We start from the raw sequence: 17,290 nt of genomic DNA on the forward strand, positions 1-17,290 counted from the left end.
TTTATATTTCATTTCACTTTTGCAAATGTAATTTATAGTACCATAATTGTTTAAATATATAAAATTAAAAATATGTAATTATTCCTTTTATAGAAAAAGGTAGGGGTAACCCTATCTTTTTTTATTTTTTACAAAAAAATATGTCAATTAATCTATTGATAGGAGACTTTCTTTCTTAAATGTCATTAGGAGAATAAGGATAACTTAACCATACTAAGATATAAAATGTTTAAATTTATTCCGAGTAATAGTAATTTATGGTACAAAATGGTATGATATTATGGAGTTGTAAATAGTATTGTTAAATTGAAATCATATTTTGATAAAAAATGGAAACTATTAAAACTGAAATTAAGAAATATATTATGACTTTTATATAAAATATTGGAAGGACGTGACCTTAGAATGAGAGTTAAACGAATTAATCACTCAGTACAGTTGAAATAATCTGTAAGCAGATTGTACTGAGGTTAGACTTATTTGCTGGCAGTCTCGACTGTACTAATTTTTGATAATATATTAAAAATTAGGGGGAGTAGAGTTATGAAACATTATTTAGAAATTTTAAAAAAGAAGAAATTATTGGTTGTCATTTATATATTATTGGGAATAGTAGTGGCTTTTTTGAATGCTTTTAGTGCTAGCTATTTTCAAAAGGTATTAGATGATTGTGGAGATAAGTCCCTTTCTATAACCACAGTATGTATTTATGGGTTTGTTTTAGTATTGATATGTTGCCTTAATTATTTCCATGAATATCCAAGTTGCGAATTGTCCCAAAGTATATACTTGGATTTTAAGTTAAAAGCATTGAGAAAAATGAGTACCATAGACTATAGGTACTATCAATTATTAGGGACAGGCAATTTAATTCAAAAGATAGAAAATGGAGCTAATGCAGGTAAAAGTATATTATTTGATTTTTACTTTAGATTATTTAGTGAATTGGTTCCAAGTATAGTTTTCAGTTTGATTTTCATTGCCAATATTGACAAGAATATTATGATTTATATTGCATTTGGTTATGTACTTGTCTTTGTGGTAACCAATATTTTGCTGAAATATTTATATGAAATTAAAGCACATATTTTAAATAATGAGGAAATTTTTAATAAATATGTAGTTCGTGGCTTTATGGAGTTAATTGTATTTAGAACTAATAAAAGATTTGAGCATGAGATATACAAAACAACTAAATCATCTGAAGAAATTGTAAAATCAAAAATCAAAATGAAGATGATTCATGAAGCATTCTTTGCTATTTTTGCATTGTTTATAATACTAATAAAAGTGATTATTATATATATTAGTTGGGAAAACAATTCATTGTCAGTAGGTGATCTAGTTGCGTTACTCATCTTGATTGATAAAGCATATTCACCCATTGCTATATTTAATGTATTGTTCGTACAATATAAATTAGATATGAGCGCATTTAGAAGATATACAGATTTATTGGATATGCCAGATGATGTTAGATTAAATTCTGGAAAGATAGTAAATTCCATAGAAGGAAATATCCATTTTAGGAATGTATGTTTTTCTTATGAGGATAAAAACATCTTTAAGGATCTATCCTTTGATATTCCTGCTGGAAGCTCAGTTGCATTCGTGGGAGAAAGTGGTTCAGGAAAATCAACAATTGTTAAGCAAATCATGGGTCTAATTAAGCCAGATGCAGGGAGTATTTATGTTGATAGAAATGATTTGTCAGAGCTTAACTTAAATAAATTTTATAATTATATTTCTTATACTTCACAGGAATCTCCTGTTTTTGATGGAACCCTGCGAGAAAATATTGTTTTCGATAAGGATATTTCCGATGAGGCAATTATTGAAGTATTAGAACGTGTTGGACTTACACCATTTTATTCTGCTCTACCAAAAGGACTACATACAGAAGTTGGCGAAAGCGGTGTTATGCTTTCGGGTGGAGAACGCCAAAGATTGGCATTAGCAAGAGTGTTCTTTGGAGATGCAAAAATTGTTATATTGGATGAAGCTACTTCAGCTATGGATAATATTACAGAAGAATTGGTAATGGAAAATGTCATGCAATTTTTAAAAAACAAAACAATTATAACTATTGCTCATCGTCTTGGTACAATAAAAAATGTTGACAAAATCTATGCATTTAAAGAGGGACAAATTGTTGGTGAAGGTGGATTTAAAGAACTTTTAGACAGTAACCAATATTTTGGGAACTTATGGAACGCAACAATGGAAAAGTAGAGAAAGAATTTGGTTAGGGCATTAGCTTGGATATTTGCTAATGCCTTTTTTATTTTATTTGAATTTATTCAAAGTACTTTGGTGTAATAAATACATTTCTAATAGGTTCCATCTTTTATATCTTAACATTATACAGTATTTCTATGATTCTATTATATATAAATTCTTGAAAATTAGTAATTTCTGACAATTAAAGTCTACAATAACATAATTGCCACAATTTTGCCTAACTTTTGCGGAGATTTTCACTAGGATAACAAGGTATACTTTAATCTTAAGAGATAAAGAAAACTTACTTATGAAGGAGTAGACTAAAATGATTAAAAAGAAAATGTTAGCAATTGGAATGGGTTGTTTAATAAGTATGGCAAGTATTATACCTGCTTTTGCATCAGAAAATGTTGTAAAAGACACTGAAGTAAAACAATTTAAAGGTGAAAGAGAACGAGACAATACACCTGAAAGACGTTTGAGGCTTCAAGAAACGGCAACAAAATTAGGGTTGAATATCGAAGGATTATCATTAAGTGGATTAACAACAAAAATGGAAGAATATTACAACGCTAAGCTTGGAGTAGATACATCAAGTGTATCAAAAGAATTTGATACAGTTAAGCAAGAAAAAAGAAGCGAAAAACTTAGAGAAAAAATAAGCGAAAAACTTGGAGAAGAAGCTACAAAATTAGGTATTGATATTAGCGGACTTAACAATACAGAGGCAGCTGCTAAAATAAATGACGCAAAAGCAACTGAACAGGCAGAATAGACTGAGAAAAAAGCAACAAAGCCTTATAATAATTAATCTAGTGAATATATAAGGTTGAAGTAGGGAGCGTTTATTATGACGCTTCCTTATTTATTGTTGCGGAATAAATTTTAAAAAGTGTATCAGAATAATTTAAGCATAGATAAGTATTAAAAAAACTAGTCACTATCTTAGTTTTTTTAAGATGCATAAATAGAGGCACAATGGTATAATCATAATAACTAGAGAGTAGAGTAAAGGCGGCGCTGCTATGGAAACAAAGATTATATATATTGCTGATGATGAAAAAAAAATACAGGACCTAATAAAGATGTTTTTAAAAAAAGAAGGCTATGATGTTGAGGTTTTTTCTGATGGAAGCACACTACTTGAAGCTTTTAATAAAAAACCAGCAGATATGCTAATTATAGATATAATGATGCCAGGGCTTGATGGTTTAACGTTATGTTCAGAGATTAGAAATGAAAGTAATGTTCCAATTATAATAATATCAGCTAAGGATAGTGAAGGCGATAAGATAGCAGGACTAACCCTTGGAAGTGACGACTATATGACAAAACCATTTAGTCCAGTAGAGCTTGTATTAAGGGTGAATAGTATATTCCGGCGCATGGAATTTCAAAATATTAAAAGTACAGAACAAGATATTATAAATGTCTCAGATGTTACTATTTATCCAGAAGGAAGATCTGCTTCTTGCAATGGTAAAGACCTTAAGTTAACACCTATTGAATTTAGTCTCATTTTATATCTTGCTAAAAGGGTGAATAAGGGAGTAAGCAGAGAAGAACTTCTTAATAGAGTATGGGGATATGAAAGCGAAGTAGATACGAGAGCAACTGATGACATGATAAAAAGAGTTAGAAAGAAGTTGATAAATTTAGGTTCTTCATTGAAAATTGAAACTTTATGGGGATTTGGATTTATGGTATCAAATAAGGAGTAATAGGAGAGGTGCTATTAATGAAAACTTCTAAAAATACTATAAGAAAGCAGATTTTCTTTTCACATATAACTGTAATAACTATCTCTCTATTACTAACTTTTGTGAGTTTTAATTTGTATCTGAATTTTTATGTAGAAAAACAGACAAGTAAGCAGCTTATAGAAGTAGCTAAATATATCGAAAAATCAATGCTTGAAGCTTCAATGGATTGGAATGATATTCAGAAATTTAAGACGTCTAGTAATACTGATAAAAATTTATCCATAATTAATAAGGATTTAAAAAGTACAGAATCTTTCTTGGCTGTTAACTATGCAATAATAGGAGCGAACATGGATTTGATATATCCAGAGAAAAGAAATGATGAAGAGTATACGTTCGTGCAAAATAATATAATGTCTATAATAAGTAAAAAAAAGGGGCTCTTATCAGAGGATAGTAAAAAGACTGTATTTTATTTCAATGCTTCAGAAAGAAAGTATGCAGCTATAGTACATCACTTAAAATTATCAAATAAAACTAAAAATGTTAATTTAGTAGTGTACTCAGATCTCTTTAAAAGCAAGGGATTTATAAAAATTGTAAACGATATTCTTTTGTTAATACTTATTATAATGATAATAAGTTCAGTGATAACATCAAAGAATGTATCTAAAAAAATATCTAGGATTATTTTACTATTAAGTAATTATGCAAAAAAAATTGGTGAAAGACAATACTCTACTGAATTTATAGAATATGATAAGAATTATGAAATTGCTAAATTTGCAGAAACAATGCAATCTATGACCAAAAAATTATATACTTATGACCGTACAATGAAAGGATTTATGCAAAATGCCTCTCATGAGCTACGCACCCCGCTAATGTCCATACAAGGATATGCAGAAGGTATAAAGTATGGAGTTGTTGATGAACAAGATAAAGCCATTGATATTATAATAGAAGAAAGTAAAAGACTATCTAATTTAGTGGAAGAGTTATTATACCTATCAAAAATAGAAGTTATGCAGTGTGAACTGAATCTTGAAGAAATAAATGTAGAATATATTATAAAAAGCAGTATTGAGAGAATTAATGGAATAGCTATAAAGAACAAAAAAACAATTGAATTTACTACCAATGATAATAACACAATCATTATAGGGGATGAAGAAAAACTTACAAGGGCAATTATAAATATACTTGGAAATTGTTTGAGATATTGCAGCGAAAATATAGAGGTTATATTGAAAAATGAAGGATCAAAAGCAATTATAATAATAGAGGACGATGGTCCAGGTTTTGAAGAAAAAGATTTAGATAATATATTTGAAAGATTCTTCAAAGGTAAAGGTGGAAACTATGGTCTTGGGCTCGCTATAACTAAAAGTATTATAGAAAAGCATGGTGGAAATATTGTAGCTGAAAATAGAATTAGAGGGGGAGCACGTTTTATAATAACAATTCATGGACAGTAATAATAGTATAATTAAATAAATGATTTGTGTTGTATGGTAAAATATCACCAAGGAGGAGAATGTGCTTCACTTTCAAAAAATGGTTTGCCAGATTATAAGATAATTAATAATAGTTTAAACTGCATAAAAAAAGTATTGTTATGTTGTGAAATATCAAGAGATATAGTAGCTCTTGATATTTTTTTGCTTTTTATATAAATAAGTTTTCCGTAGATTATGCTTATTTTCTTCACTTTAGGATCGCATTAACATAATAAAATTTTTGTCTTCGATGGTTATCCGGGTTGAAATCACTGTAGAAATACTCTGTATGTTTTATGAGTTCTATCTTGAAATTTGCTAAAAGTTCTTTGATATCATTTAAGTCAGCGTAGAAATGAGGTACACCTTTTTCAAATCCATCTCGGCTTATAAGAGTATTTTTGTCTAATTTGTTAGATCTATTCTCAATAAATTCTGTACTTTCTTTTGAGCAAAATGACAAATATACCTCACCATTTGGTTTGAGCACCCTTTCAATTTCTGCAATTGTTTTTTTTATGCCAATTGAATCGGTATGAGAAATAACATGATAAGCAAAGATACAGTCAAAGGATTGATTGGAGTAATTGAGAGATAGCATATCACCAACCTCTGCATTTATAAGCTGATTTTCTTTTGCAGCCCATGTTTTTAAGTATTGAACACCATAATCAGAAATATCCATTGCTGTTACGTTAAACCCTTGTTTTGAAAAATAAATGGCATGGCGACCAAGTCCAGTTCCTAAATCTAAAAGATCAACATAACCTGATTCCCTCCATTTATTTGCTAAGTAAATGCAATTATCTACAGGCTTAAGATGTGGCGATTGGTCAATAGTCCCCCAATTATATCCTTTAAGGTTGACAATTTGCTCACTTTTGTTATCCGTTTTGTAATCCATTTCAACATCTCCTTTTACTGTTAGTAGAAAAGTGATACGTGGAAATAGATTAAGATGAACCCCTTTCTTACGTGCTGCTGATGGTGATATCCCATGAATCTCTTTGAAAGCGCGCGTAAATGACTCTGGAGATTCATAACCATATTTCAAGGCTACATCGATGACCTTTATAGAATTTGTTTGAAGTTCAATAGCAGCCAATGTCATACGCCTTCTGCGAATATATTCATATATTGAGATATTCATAAATATAGAAAATGTACGCTGGAAACTAACTGTAGATTGACACATTATATTTGCAACTTTAGCTAAATCAATGTTGCTATCTAAGTGATCTTCAATATAGTCAAATGCTTCGTTAATTCGTTCATACCAATTCAAACGTATCCCCCCTCTCTAAAAACATTATAGTAGATGAATAAATAAAATTCCTTGCACTTTTGGTTTCACTCCTGCAAGGTTATTGCTCGAAATATAAATAATTGACAGTTCGCGTTATTTTACGCTGTCGTCTTAACTAATGGTAATTATAGCATGTTTATATATATATATAATCACTATTTTTGTAAAATATAGCAATCATTCTTATTTTTCAATACCGTATTATTCAATTTTCAAAGAGCATTGTTCGTACTTTCAATTTCAATAGTTACGTCGTCTAATTTTCAAAGTTTAAAACAACCTATCCTATTAATAAACACCTCGTATTTTATATTTCTTTATAAAGAAAATGATAAAAACTCCTAATGGCATATCTAAGAAACCTCTTAACATTGCTCTTTTATTTTCAAAAAAAATCGGGAATCTATATTTAGCATAACTACATATAATTTGTTCTAATTAGAATTAGAAAGTCATATATAATACATTTCCCCCTACAATACAGTAACTGCAGTCATTTACAACATATCAAAAAATATCAAGAAAAGTAAATCACTAGATGATATACTATATTCAAAGGTTGGTGATGGATTATGTCTGACTATTTTAATGAGCTCCAAAAGACATTAGATTATATAGAAGAACATATTAAGGAAGATATTACACTTGAACAATTATCAGCGTTATGTTTTTATTCTACGCATCATTATCATCGAGTATTTCAATCAGTTATAGGAATTCCTGTAGCGGATTATATAAAGAAAAGAAAATTATCTGTGGCAGCTGGGGAAATTATAGGAACAGATAAGAAGATAATTGATATTGCATTGGACTTTGGATTCAACTGTCATGAAACCTTTTCTAGGGCATTCAAGAGAATATTTGATATTACGCCTAATGATTATAGGAAGCTTAATACGCATGCTATCCCAACGGATTTTTGGAAAGTAAGTTTTGCCAGTAGCGATTTGCAAAAACGATATATGCAGGCAGTGGAAACATTGTGCGAAAGACTGAAGATGGACAGCAATGTCATAGCTGTGATTTTAGAAGGAAGTCTATCCTATGATCAGGTATGGGAGAAATCAGATATTGATATGGAGATTATTGTTAATGACAATAGTAAACCTACTCCTTGGATTTGTCTCATAGAAGATGATATATACATAAATGGAAATGTAAAGACCAGAAGCGAATTTAGACAGAGTGTAGCAAGGGTAAGAAGGGGTTCAGGCGCACATTCATACTTTTCATTAGGAACTATGGTCTACTGCAAGGACGAATCTGTAAGAGAGATTTTCGAAAGCGTCAATGCGGATGATGAAATAGGTGAAAGGGATAGATCTTATGCTTTAATGGAAAGAACGGAATGGGTTCTTTGGAGACTATATAAGGCAGAAAAATGGCTGAAAGTTAAAAGTGATGTAAGGTATTCCTATTTATGGATAACCGAAGCGTTAACATATATAGCAGCCATAGAGGTGCTGTTAAATAATAGTATTCCGTCAAGAGAGGTTATATTACAAGCATTAAAGTATAATAGTCCAATTATTGAAAAATTATATGTGGGGCTTATGGATGAGAAAAAAAACAGCATAAATATATCTCAATCTATTGACATGATTTATGAGTATTTAAGACAACGTATGGATATTATATGCAAGCCTATTTTGGACTATTTTAATAAGGCAAATGAGATGAAACCACTTTCTACAATAGTACAGGATTTTAATAATACTTTGGAGAGTCATATAATCTGTGAAATTTGTGAATGGCTCTGCGAGGAGGGGGTACTACTTAAAGATATTTCACAAACCTATTTAACCAATAAAAGTAGTAGCATTGTGTCGAACCAGCCTATTTCAAGGTTGATAGTGATATGGATGTATTAATCTAGAAAAGTTTAGTCAGTTGAAGAAATAGTAACTTATTAGTTCTTTCAGATAATTTAGTAAGCTTCATAGATAGAGGAGGGGTTTTTAGTGCTAGTAAAAAAAAATATAGAGATAAAGGGTGCAAGACAAAATAATCTTAAGAATATTGATGTAAATATTCCACGAGATAAGATTACAGTGATTACAGGTGTAAGCGGATCAGGTAAGTCATCCCTTGCTTTTGATATTATTTACGGAGAGGGTCAAAGGAGGTTTCTTGACTCATTACCTACTTTTTCACGAAGTAGAATACCACAACTGAAGAAACCAGAAGTAGATTTTGTTTTTGGTTTATCTCCAGTTATAGCTATAGAACAAAAAAGAGGCCTTGTTAATCCAAGATCTACAGTAGGGACTATGACAGATATTTACGATTATATGAGATTATTATATGCCACCGTTGGTACAGCTAAGTGTCCGTATTGTGATGAAAAATATCAGATTAAGACATCAGGACAAATAGTTGAATCTGTATTATCTCTACCAAAGGGGACAAAGATTGAATTTTTGACACCAGTACATAAGCTATATGGAGAGGATTATGCATATCTTTTTGATGACATAAGACAGAAGGGGTATAATAATCTGATTATAGATGGGAATAGAGTGGATATAAGCCAAGAAATAGAGATCGATGAATATTGTGAGCATGATATTAAAATAGTCATTGATAGATTTGAAATAAAGGGTAATATTGAAAAAAATATAACTAATTCTTTAGAAACTTCACTAGAGGTTATTGGAGAACATGTCCTTATAGCGGAGATTCTTTCAGAAGATGCACCACAAGAGATAAAAGATAGATTCTACAGCAGCTTTGGTTGTCCCAAACATCATATTACTATGGCTAATATAGAATCACAGTATTTTGCATTTAATAACATGGCTAGTTCCTGTAGAACCTGTGGGGGCATAGGAGCTACGAAAAAAGCAGATCAAAGGCTTATGGTGCTCAATCATGAAAAGAGTATAAATGAAGGAGCTTTTGATCCAAGTGTATATAACCCTAAGGGGGAAATTACATATAAGCATATTATAATGTACAACCTTTCAAAGCATTATTGTTTCAGTCTTGATACACCTTTTAGAAATTTATCTAATGAAATTAAAGATATATTGTTTTATGGAACAAAAGGTGAAAAAATTATGATGGAAGCACCGCCAAATATAAAGAATAGAAATTGGCTTGTTGGTAGAACAATTCAATTTACTGGATATATAAATCAAATTGAACATTGGTATAGGGAAGAAACTAGAAAAGATAAGGTAAATGAAGTAGCTTTTGAATGGTTCAAAAAGAAGATGGTGGAGTATACATGTCCAGATTGTGGTGGCAAGAAGTTAAAAAGACAACGCTTCGATATTCTCATTGAAGATAAGAATATACATGAATTATGCTGGATGCAATTAACGGAACTATATGATTTTATGGAAAAACTAACATTCTTAGAGGATAAAAGGTATATAGCAGAACCTATAGTGAATGAGATAAAAAAGAGGGTTTCATTGCTAATAGAAATTGGACTAGATTATCTTGCACTTGGAAGAAGAGCGGATACTATATCAGGTGGAGAAGCGCAGAGAATAAGGCTTGCCTCACAGATTAGTTCAGGGCTTATGGGAATGATATATATACTTGATGAGCCAAGTGTAGGACTTCATGCTAGAGACAGTAAAAAAGTTATAAAAATATTGAAGTATCTTAGAGATATCGGCAATACTGTCATAGTAGTTGAACATGACATGGAAACAATAGAAAATGCAGATAACATAGTGGAGATTGGACCAGGACCTGGAATACACGGTGGAGAAATCGTTGAAACAGGAAACATAGATAAGATTAAGAAATCTAAACATTCTTTAACAGGAAAGTATCTATCAGGGAAAGAAATGATAGTTGTTCCAAAAGAAAGACGTAAGCATAATGGTAATAAGTTAACCGTTTTAGGTGCTAGAGAGAATAACTTAAAAGATATAGATGTAGATATTCCCTTAGGTATTTTTGTATGCATATCAGGGGTGTCTGGGTCAGGGAAAAGTACTCTTGTCAATGATATCATTTATAAGAAGCTGAGGAGTTTAAAAGACCCAAGGATTATTCCGGGCGAGCATCGGAAACTTACAGGACATGAGCATATAAATGATGTTATAAATATAGACCAATCTCCAATAGGAAAGAATAGTAGGTCTAATCCCGCAACATATATAGGCCTGTTTGATAGTATAAGGATGTTGTTCACAAAAACTGAGGAAGCTATAGCTTTGGGATATGTAAATTCCAACTTTAGTTTTAATAGTAAGAACAGCGGAAGATGTGAACATTGCAAGGGAGACGGAAGAATAGTAACAAAGCTTCAGTTTATGCCTGATGTAGAAATCGTATGTCCAATATGCAAGGGACAAAGATATAAAAAAGAGATACTGGACGTTAGATATAAGGGGAAGAATATATATGAGATTCTTGATATGAGCGTTGAAGAAGCATTAGAGTTCTTTAGGGATAAGAAAAATATACATTATAAATTAGATATTCTTAATCAATTAGGAATGGGATACATCAAATTAGGTCAGTCCTCTTCAACCTTATCAGGAGGAGAGGCACAGAGAATAAAGCTCGCGTCAGAACTTGGGAAGATAAAGAGTGGCTCAAATAACCTATATATATTAGATGAGCCCACTACAGGACTTCACATTTCAGATATAAAAAAACTATTGAATTGTTTAAATTTATTTGTGGACATGGGACATTCCTTACTTGTTATTGAACATAATCTAGAAGTGCTAAAAACAGCTGATCACATAATTGATCTTGGTCCTGAGGGCGGTAAAAATGGAGGTTATGTGGTAGCACAAGGAACACCAGAAGAAGTGATGGAAGTAAAAGAATCTGTCACTGGGGAGTGGTTGAAGAAGGTTTTGTAAGTTTATAAAAAAGTTAACCCTGGGAGGAATTAAGCAATGATTAATATTATAAAAGCTGAAGTTGAAGATTCTAAAATTATAACTGAAATTAAGAAATTAGCATATAATGATGAGACCCGTAGGTTTGGACCTGGAAGAGATGGTGGTCCTCCTGGATATGAATCCCAAGAAGAAACAGAGCGTTTGATTAAAGATTATTTATTCTATAAGATTATGATTGGTAATAATATAATTGGTTTCTTTTGGTTGCATGGGGAGGACAATAAAATTTATGAATTAGAAGACCTATGTATTCATCCCGAATATCATAATAAAGGATATGGTTTTAAGACATTGAAGTTAATTGAAGAATTACATCCACAGATAAAAAAATGGGTGTTAGGAACGCCTTATTATAGTGTAAGAAATCAACACTTATATGAAAAAGTTGGTTATAAAAAAACTGGACAAACCGAAGATGGTTTTTTATTCTTTTATGAAAAGTTAATTGATTGAACTATTTGTCAAGACACATTTTTCTTATAAGCTAAAGAAAGTATCATTCATGTTAATATTATTAATAATATTAACATGAATGATACTTAAAGTGTGGTTTAACAACATTTCATAAGGAAAGACACCTGCTGCTATAAGTTGGTGTCTTTCCTTCTATAATAAAAGTCTTTACTATTAAAATAAAAAGATATACAATAATATTGGAAACCGGTTTCCAATATACTGAGAATTTATGGAGATTAAGTTTATGGATATGAAAGATATTGCTAAGTTAGCAGGAGTTTCAAAAGCTACGGTTTCAAGAGTAATTAATAATTCACAAAATGTAAGTCCAGAATTGAGGGTAAGGGTAGAAAAAGTTTTAAAAGAAACGGGGTATACCCCTAATTTATTAGCACAGGAGTTAGTAACTAAGAAAACAAAATTAATAGGAGTTATATTACCTAGAATTGGTATTGATACATTTTCGCATATAACTGAAGGTATTACCGAAAAGTTGAATCAAGAAGGATATAACATTTTGCTTGCTAATTCAATGGGAAGTGAGAATGATGAATTCAAATATTTTGATATTTTTCAAAAGAAACATTTAGATGGAATTATATTTTTCCACACTGAGATTACAGAGAAACACATAAGAGTGATTAATGAAATTAATATTCCAGTTGTAATAATGGGCCAACAAAATAGTGAAATAGATGTTCCTTATGTAACATATGATGATTTTAATGCAGCTAAGGCAATAGTATCACATTTAATTAGTCAAGGTCATGAAAAAATTGCATACATCGGATTATCAGAAACTAAAGTAGCAATAGGAAGTTTTAGAAAACAAGGATATATGGCTGCATTAAAAGAGAACAACATTGATGTACCGGATGAATATTTATCAATAGGAGATTTTGAAATATCATCAGGATATGAAGCAATGAAAAGTATAATTAATAATTCCAAAACAGTTCCTACTGCAGTATTTGCAGCAATAGATCGTTTAGCCTTTGGAGCAATACAGTATTTAAAAGAAAAAGGATACTGTATTCCAGAGGATATATCAGTGGTTGGCATAGATGATATGGATATTTCTTCCGTATTTGAACCGACTTTAACAACAATGCATTTTGATTATTATGATTCTGGAATTAAGGCAGCAAAACTAATATTAGAAAAATTACAGAATGAAAAGATAGAAAATAAAAATATTGTTATGGGATATGAATTAAAAGTTAGAAACAGTACAAAAAAATATAAAAAGAAGTAGAATTTTTTTGCATAATTAGAAACCGATTTTTAGTTGTAAAAAATTTTTAGGAGGACAAGAATATGAAGAACATGTATGATAAAGCTCGCGAATCAGTAAAGTATATAGAGAGTAAAATGAACTTAAAGCCTAAAATAGCAGTTATTCTAGGTTCAGGACTGGGTGATTTGGCCGATGCTATAGAAAACAAAGAATATATTAACTATAAGGATATACCAAATTTTCCACAGTCAACAGTGGTGGGACATGAAGGAAGATTAGTTTTAGGGGAAATAAAAGGCGTAGCTGTACTTGCAATGCAGGGCAGATTTCATTATTTCGAAGGTTATACAATGAAAGAAGTTGCATACCCTGTGTTTGTGATGAAGCTTTTGGGTATTGAAAAGCTTATAGTAACTAATGCCTGTGGAGGTATAAATACAAGCTTTAGTCCTGGAACATTAATGATTATTACTGATTTTATTAATTTAGTTTCTGATAACCCATTGATTGGAATTAATGATGAAAGATTTGGACCAAGATTTCCAGATATGTCAGAACCCTATAAACTTGAACTAATAGATAAAGCAAAGAAAGTTGCAGATGAAATAGGTGTTGAATATAGAGAAGGCATTTATGCAGGGTTTATGGGACCTTATTATGAAACAGCTGCAGAGATAAGAGCAATTGGAGGGCAAGGGGCAGATGCTGTTGGAATGTCTACGGTTCCTGAAACAATAGCTGCAAATTATTTAGGAATAGAGGTACTTGGAATATCTTGCATTACAAATATGGCTACAGGTATACAAAAACAAAAACACTCTCATGCAAGAGTGATAGAAATAGCTAAAAAAGCATCAGTGGATTTCTGTAGGTGGGTAGCTAAAATAATAGAGGATATTGGTTAAAATAAAACTACTCATCTACTTTAGTAGATGAGTAGTTTTATTTAGATTCCAGGCTGAATGGATTTAGTTGGATATAATGTTGTACCCCACACTGAGAAAGTTCTCTCTTTTACTAATGGAATATTTTTAACATCTACGATAGTTCTCCACCATTCCCATGAAAGGCCCGTACATTCTTTTATTTTCACCGAAATATTTTTTGCATTTCCTTTCAAATATATTTCAGTATTAAAATGAGCCGTTCTATCTTTATTATTTCCAGACCATGATTTATGGTCAATTATTTCATTTCCCTGTTTATCATAATTAACTTCATCCCAGGTTACTTGAAATTGAACAACATATGCGCCACTATGATCAAGTACTATTTTACCATTAGTATATTCTGTTGCAGTGGTTTCTATGTATTCTGTTTTATTGTTTATACATGCTATACTATTGTCTTTTAAAAATGTACTTGTGTATGAAATAGGATATCCAGGATTTTGAGGACTGTATACTGAATTATTTTTAATAATATTTGTTATTTCATTAAAATCTTTAGTAACTATTTTATTATGTTCTTGTGCTCCACCACCTAGAACGGTAGCTGTAAATGAACTTTGATCTAGTATATCTTGATATTCTGCATTACTACTTATATTTTGATTATCTATTAATGCCTTAAATGCTGCTTTAACATTTGCACTCTTAGAGTTTGTTTCAAGTTTTACATAAATTGTTCTACCATACGCAACATTTGAAACATATGCAGGAGGATTATCATTATTTACTCCTTTTAAAGCTAATTTATCAAAAGTTACGCTGTCACCAAATAAATCTGATGGACGATTAGGTGCATCTACACTTACTGTATAAAAAATTTGTTTGTATGAAAGTATCATAACCTTTTTTTCGCCTTTTAATATAGAATCAAAATCTATATTTAATGACTTACTTAAAGTTTTAAAATTGCAACCAAACATTGTAGATAGCTGTGATTTACTATACACCATAGTGTCGGAATAATTTATTCTTGTAGGGATAGTATATCTAGATGAATATTTTGAATTCCATGTTTCTAGTAAAGAGTTTATTGAAGAATTAATTGCAGAATATGTTGGTGAATCAATAATTTTTTTACCATCGTCACTCATGCCAGGTAAATCAACACTTATAGTAATAGGCTTTCTTTCACATGAAATTACATCAGGTCTATTTTCTATAAGATTTTTATTTGCAAGTTGCAGCGCACCAGGATAAGTTCTGTCATTTATTGAGTCTATAATTGAAATATCTGCAGTGGAATCTGAAATGCTTTTCTTTTCTCTTTTTACTACAATATATTTATTTGGATTTTCAAAACCCTCCGCTGGTACAAAACTTTCAATATTTTCTCCATTATATGATAATATATTGTTTGGATTATAAGATAGTCCATAAATGTTTTCATCTATATTATCACTATTATTTTTAATTGGATTATTTTCTGTGCTTAATTTTATAGCTTGTACATTATTAAGACTACTAGCTTTTACGTTATAATTGCATATTGACCCACTTATAACCATACTAATTAGTAATACATGCGCTACTGATGTCAAAGCTTTCTTAGTAATTTTCATTTTATATTTGCCCCCTTTAATATTTATGAAATTCAAGTAATTTTATTTTTATAAATCAAAAACTGCCTCTTTTATAATATAAAAATATATCAAATTTATTGATTTTATAAATATTTTCATATGAAAAATCTCCTTTCATTAATAAAATAAGCTATCATTTTTACTTTGACAGTTTTTAAATTTCAAAATAACATTTAAAAAAACGATATACTAATTTATGAAATATATACACTATTATACAATATTAAATAGAATTAAACAATATTAAACAATATAATCCACGAAAGTGATAAAATGTATAAAAATCTTAAGTTTATTCCAAGTAATACTCATATATGGTGCATGATGAAGTTTTTAGGTATTGATAGTAACTACTCAGTGGATTTCTCTAGGTGGGTAGCTAAAATAGTAGAAAATATTGGTTAAATTTAAAAGCTACAGACATAAAGTTTATGTCTGTAGCTCATTTGCCTAAGTCTATAAAATATATAGTAATACCAATCAAATTTGAATATATTCTAATATTTAATTGTTTTATAGACTATATTTAGGTGGAGTTATAGAGTGCTATCTCCTTCTTGCCAGTCTATAGCACATAATCCACCTGTTTTTAACGCTTTAAGTACGCGCAATGTTTCATCAACACTTCTTCCTACATTTAAATCATGAATAACAGAATATTTAACAATCCCATTAGGATCTATTATAAATAATCCTCTCAAAGAAATTCCCTCTTCTTCAATTAATATACCATAATTTTTTGAAGTTTCTTTTGTTAAATCAGAGGCCATAGGGAAAGCGATTTTTCCCAATCCACCATCACTTAAGTTTTGATTTATCCAAGTTTTATGTGCATGTTGACTATCACAACTTACTGCTAATAATTCTGTACCCTCCTTCTTAAATTCATCATATTTCTTACTAAAAGCAGTTATTTCTGTAGGGCATATAAATGTAAAATCTAAAGGGTAAAAGAACATAACAAGCCACTTTCCTTTATAATCTTCCAATTTTACTTCTACAAAATCGCTTCCATCACCTTTTACGGCGTTCATTTTAAAATAAGGAGCTGATTTTCCAACTAATCTTTCCATATTGATACCTCCTAAATTAATAATATTTATAAGTTTCTATTAAATAAGTGACATAATTTCAATGTAAAATATTGTTTAATACCAATGATTATAATTTCCTATAGACTCATAAATTATTTTCTATCAAACCAATAATTAGCAAAGTGATTTTTTATGATTTTTACTTATAAATAATATGAGACTTATGTAATCTAATCATGATATGATATTTAATATCAATTAATAATAAATATCTTTTAATAGATTGTACTACCTAAATATCATCATGTCAATACTATATTCAAATTATAATTCTATAAATCAACTTGAAAAGATAAAAATAGTTTGGAGCGTAGGTTATAAATGAAAGTTTAAAACAAGGATAGGGAGCGGTAATAGTTGTTGTT

The 17,290-nt window shown here is 30.2% G+C and carries 14 protein-coding genes; 11 read left to right on the forward strand and 3 right to left on the reverse strand.

Annotated elements, in window-relative coordinates; translation table 11 throughout:
* Positions 1-543 precede the first annotated feature (543 nt).
* The 5 genes from G9F71_RS06220 (at position 544) to G9F71_RS06240 (ending at position 5,602) form a co-directional block, all read left to right on the forward strand.
* A complete protein-coding gene (locus tag G9F71_RS06220) occupies positions 544-2,232 on the forward strand; it encodes an ABC transporter ATP-binding protein (protein ID WP_164949924.1) in 1,689 nt (562 codons plus the stop codon).
* 316 nt (positions 2,233-2,548) lie between these two features.
* The gene (locus G9F71_RS06225) at positions 2,549-2,998 is read left to right on the forward strand and encodes a hypothetical protein (RefSeq protein WP_164949923.1); all 450 of its coding nucleotides are present in this window, start codon (positions 2,549-2,551) and stop codon (positions 2,996-2,998) included.
* 250 nt (positions 2,999-3,248) lie between these two features.
* Positions 3,249-3,944, forward strand: a complete 696-nt coding sequence (locus G9F71_RS06230) for a response regulator transcription factor (RefSeq protein ID WP_164949922.1) — start codon at positions 3,249-3,251, stop codon at positions 3,942-3,944.
* A 17-nt stretch (positions 3,945-3,961) separates the two neighbouring features.
* Positions 3,962-5,404 carry a sensor histidine kinase gene (locus tag G9F71_RS06235; RefSeq protein ID WP_164949921.1) on the forward strand — a complete coding sequence of 481 codons (1,443 nt, stop codon included), beginning with the start codon at positions 3,962-3,964 and terminating at the stop codon, positions 5,402-5,404.
* A gap of 33 nt (positions 5,405-5,437) precedes the next feature.
* Positions 5,438-5,602: a hypothetical protein gene (locus tag G9F71_RS06240; RefSeq protein ID WP_224626219.1), complete on the forward strand. Its 165-nt coding sequence runs from the start codon at positions 5,438-5,440 to the stop codon at positions 5,600-5,602.
* A gap of 31 nt (positions 5,603-5,633) precedes the next feature.
* Here G9F71_RS06240 and G9F71_RS06245 read toward each other — a convergent pair whose 3' ends face one another.
* A complete protein-coding gene (locus G9F71_RS06245; protein ID WP_164949920.1) occupies positions 5,634-6,710 on the reverse strand; it encodes a methyltransferase domain-containing protein in 1,077 nt (358 codons plus the stop codon).
* A 593-nt stretch (positions 6,711-7,303) separates the two neighbouring features.
* Here G9F71_RS06245 and G9F71_RS06250 point away from each other — a divergent pair.
* From G9F71_RS06250 to G9F71_RS06270, 5 genes are all read left to right on the forward strand, one after another.
* Positions 7,304-8,602, forward strand: a complete 1,299-nt coding sequence (locus G9F71_RS06250; RefSeq protein WP_164949919.1) for a helix-turn-helix transcriptional regulator — start codon at positions 7,304-7,306, stop codon at positions 8,600-8,602.
* A gap of 90 nt (positions 8,603-8,692) precedes the next feature.
* Positions 8,693-11,566, forward strand: a complete 2,874-nt coding sequence (gene uvrA / locus G9F71_RS06255) for an excinuclease ABC subunit UvrA (protein ID WP_164949918.1) — start codon at positions 8,693-8,695, stop codon at positions 11,564-11,566.
* Positions 11,567-11,602: 36 nt separating this feature from the next.
* Positions 11,603-12,061 carry a GNAT family N-acetyltransferase gene (locus G9F71_RS06260; RefSeq protein WP_164949917.1) on the forward strand — a complete coding sequence of 153 codons (459 nt, stop codon included), beginning with the start codon at positions 11,603-11,605 and terminating at the stop codon, positions 12,059-12,061.
* 247 nt (positions 12,062-12,308) lie between these two features.
* Positions 12,309-13,319, forward strand: a complete 1,011-nt coding sequence (locus G9F71_RS06265; protein ID WP_164949916.1) for a LacI family DNA-binding transcriptional regulator — start codon at positions 12,309-12,311, stop codon at positions 13,317-13,319.
* 71 nt (positions 13,320-13,390) lie between these two features.
* Positions 13,391-14,206, forward strand: coding sequence for a purine-nucleoside phosphorylase (locus G9F71_RS06270; protein ID WP_164950104.1), 816 nt, complete (start codon positions 13,391-13,393; stop codon positions 14,204-14,206).
* A gap of 41 nt (positions 14,207-14,247) precedes the next feature.
* Here the strand turns inward: G9F71_RS06270 and G9F71_RS06275 are convergent, their stop codons facing one another.
* Complete coding sequence (locus G9F71_RS06275) at positions 14,248-15,810, reverse strand: thiol-activated cytolysin family protein (protein WP_164949915.1); 1,563 nt, start codon at positions 15,808-15,810, stop codon at positions 14,248-14,250.
* A 294-nt stretch (positions 15,811-16,104) separates the two neighbouring features.
* Between G9F71_RS06275 and G9F71_RS27205 the strand changes: the two genes are divergently transcribed.
* A complete protein-coding gene (locus G9F71_RS27205; RefSeq protein WP_263488162.1) occupies positions 16,105-16,236 on the forward strand; it encodes a hypothetical protein in 132 nt (43 codons plus the stop codon).
* Between the two features lie 131 nt (positions 16,237-16,367).
* Here the strand turns inward: G9F71_RS27205 and G9F71_RS06280 are convergent, their stop codons facing one another.
* Positions 16,368-16,904, reverse strand: coding sequence for a peroxiredoxin (locus tag G9F71_RS06280; RefSeq protein ID WP_164946608.1), 537 nt, complete (start codon positions 16,902-16,904; stop codon positions 16,368-16,370).
* Positions 16,905-17,290 lie beyond the last annotated feature (386 nt).

Source organism: Clostridium sp. FP2, assembly GCF_011065955.2.
Taxonomy (GTDB): domain Bacteria; phylum Bacillota; class Clostridia; order Clostridiales; family Clostridiaceae; genus Clostridium_AD; species Clostridium_AD tagluense.